This is a genomic window from Pseudomonas neuropathica (assembly GCF_015461835.1).
GTDB classification, from domain to species: domain Bacteria; phylum Pseudomonadota; class Gammaproteobacteria; order Pseudomonadales; family Pseudomonadaceae; genus Aquipseudomonas; species Aquipseudomonas neuropathica.
Genome location: NZ_JACOPX010000036.1, coordinates 1 through 1,843 on the forward strand (window position 1 = coordinate 1; position 1,843 = coordinate 1,843).

At 50.1% G+C, this 1,843-nt stretch carries 3 protein-coding genes; 2 read left to right on the forward strand and 1 reads right to left on the reverse strand.

Translation table 11 applies throughout. The features are described from left to right. The first annotated feature begins 115 nt into the window (after window positions 1-115). Together H8F23_RS28585 and H8F23_RS28590 are read left to right on the forward strand one after the other, a co-directional pair. Window positions 116-694 (forward strand): recombinase family protein, encoded by a 579-nt coding sequence (locus tag H8F23_RS28585; protein ID WP_194936559.1) that lies wholly within the window; start codon window positions 116-118, stop codon window positions 692-694. 96 nt (window positions 695-790) lie between these two features. After that, window positions 791-1,183 carry a helix-turn-helix domain-containing protein gene (locus H8F23_RS28590; RefSeq protein WP_194936560.1) on the forward strand — a complete coding sequence of 131 codons (393 nt, stop codon included), beginning with the start codon at window positions 791-793 and terminating at the stop codon, window positions 1,181-1,183. A 112-nt stretch (window positions 1,184-1,295) separates the two neighbouring features. On the opposite strand, the gene H8F23_RS28595 is transcribed toward H8F23_RS28590, so the two are convergent. Further along, a partial coding sequence (locus H8F23_RS28595; protein ID WP_194936561.1) for a replication initiation protein occupies window positions 1,296-1,843 on the reverse strand: 548 nt, incomplete at its 5' end.

Below are 1,843 nucleotides of genomic sequence, written 5' to 3' on the forward strand. Positions count from 1 at the left end.
ATGAATCCTAAGTCGTGCGACATGGAACCGGTCCCCGATTTTCTGCTCCATAAGTGTCGCATATTTCTGTCGCAGGTGGTACTTTACTTGCGACAAATAATGCGACAGGTGGAGCATGACCACGAACAATGGCCAGTTGATTGGGTACGCACGGGTTTCAACGCAAGGGCAAGATCTGGCTCAGCAGCGGGAAACGCTTAGTGCTATGGGATGCCAGCGCATTTTTGAGGAGAAAGTGAGTGGGGCTAAGCGAGATCGACCGGAGCTAGGACGACTTCTCGACCATTTGCGCACCGGAGATGTTGTGACAGTTACACGACTGGATCGTTTAGCCAGGTCAACAAGCGATCTTCTCCATATTGCTGAGCAGATCAATGATTCCGGCGCTGGTTTGCGCTCGTTGGCTGAACCTTGGGCTGATACCACTTCACCCGCTGGGCGCATGGTGTTGACCATTTTTGCAGGTATTGCCGACTTCGAGCGTTCGCTTATTGGAGAGCGTACTAGCGCTGGTCGGGCTGCTGCTCTTGCCCGAGGTGTACGTTTCGGCCCACGTCCAGCCTTAAGCGCCGAACAGATAGTTCATGCTCGGAGATTGATCGAGGAAGAGGGACGGCCTGTCACTGAGGCTGCACGTATTCTGAATGTACATCGCGCAACCCTGTATCGAGCTTTGGCACGTCCCCCTGCTTAAAAGCTTTCGTCCACGATGGGCTAACCCTATCAACTGTTTACCGAGTAGGGCTGATGGTAGAGTGTCTGCACACATTGCACACTAGGGGCTATGCAGATGTTGCACACCATTCAGGAAGCTATTGTACTGACTGGAAAATCTCGCCGAACACTCTACAACCATTGTGATCAGGGCCGTCTGTCCTATAGCTTAGGCCATGACGAACGCCGTTACTTTGAAACGTCTGAACTGATTCGCGTCTATGGCAGTTTGCTGAACATTGCACAGCCTGTTGCACAGGAAATTGCACAGCCATGCACATCAGAGAATCTACCAGGGACGCTTACAGAAGCTACCGCACTAAGATTGGCAGCAGCACTCGAAAAACTGATTGAGATCGAAGAAAAGAAGCTGCTCCTGATCGAACACAAACCAGCGATTCAGGAAGCGGCTCCATTGCCACGAGAAAAGCCTGAATCGTTCGCGGATCTACTCAAAACACTGAGCTGAGCCATTCCTTCCCCACAGTGCTTTGATCGCTGTGTCTATAACCCTGACGGGTTTTCTTCACCTACCGTTCTGGTGGGCATCCCAAATCCCCATAAAACGTGTTGCCCAAAAACTACAAAATGACCACGCCCAGGCGTTTCGAAAGGTCGTCCCAGCTTTCCCCAGGCCTTGCCAGATCTTTCGCTTCTTCTCGGCTTAAGGTCTTCCTGGTTTTGGGTTTCAGCGGTTTTTTAGGCGAAAACTCAAAAACCAAATGAGTTACAGACCTACCGGTTTTCTTCTGTTTCCAGCCCACCTGGATGGGGGAATGCAGGTTGATTTGCTCTATAGCTGGCGCAATTACCCAACGTTTCAAATCGCTAATGGATTTGTAGCTATCTGCAATCTGGAACGTTTTTTTGAGCCATGCGATTTCGATTTCTCGTTTTCCAGTGCTTCGCCACTGAACCAAAAGCTCGTACAAGCGAATCGCATGGATACTCGTCATTTTGACAACATCATCAATGGGATAAACAGTGAAACGTTCCTTTAGCTCTGAAAGGTAAGGGATTAGTGCAGTGGCGAATTGGAATCGAACCAAACCTAAGGTTTCCACGTATTCGATTTGCTGAACCCAACGAAACCGCCTGATAGCAGGCGTTTCTCCAGCCTGATCGTAAG

Bases quoted from the DNA above. Each gene is read 5' to 3' on its own strand.
- H8F23_RS28585 (WP_194936559.1), top strand. From the start codon at position 116: ATGACCACGAACAATGGCCAGTTGATTGGGTACGCACGGGTTTCAACG.
- H8F23_RS28590 (WP_194936560.1), top strand. From the start codon at position 791: ATGTTGCACACCATTCAGGAAGCTATTGTACTGACTGGAAAATCTCGC.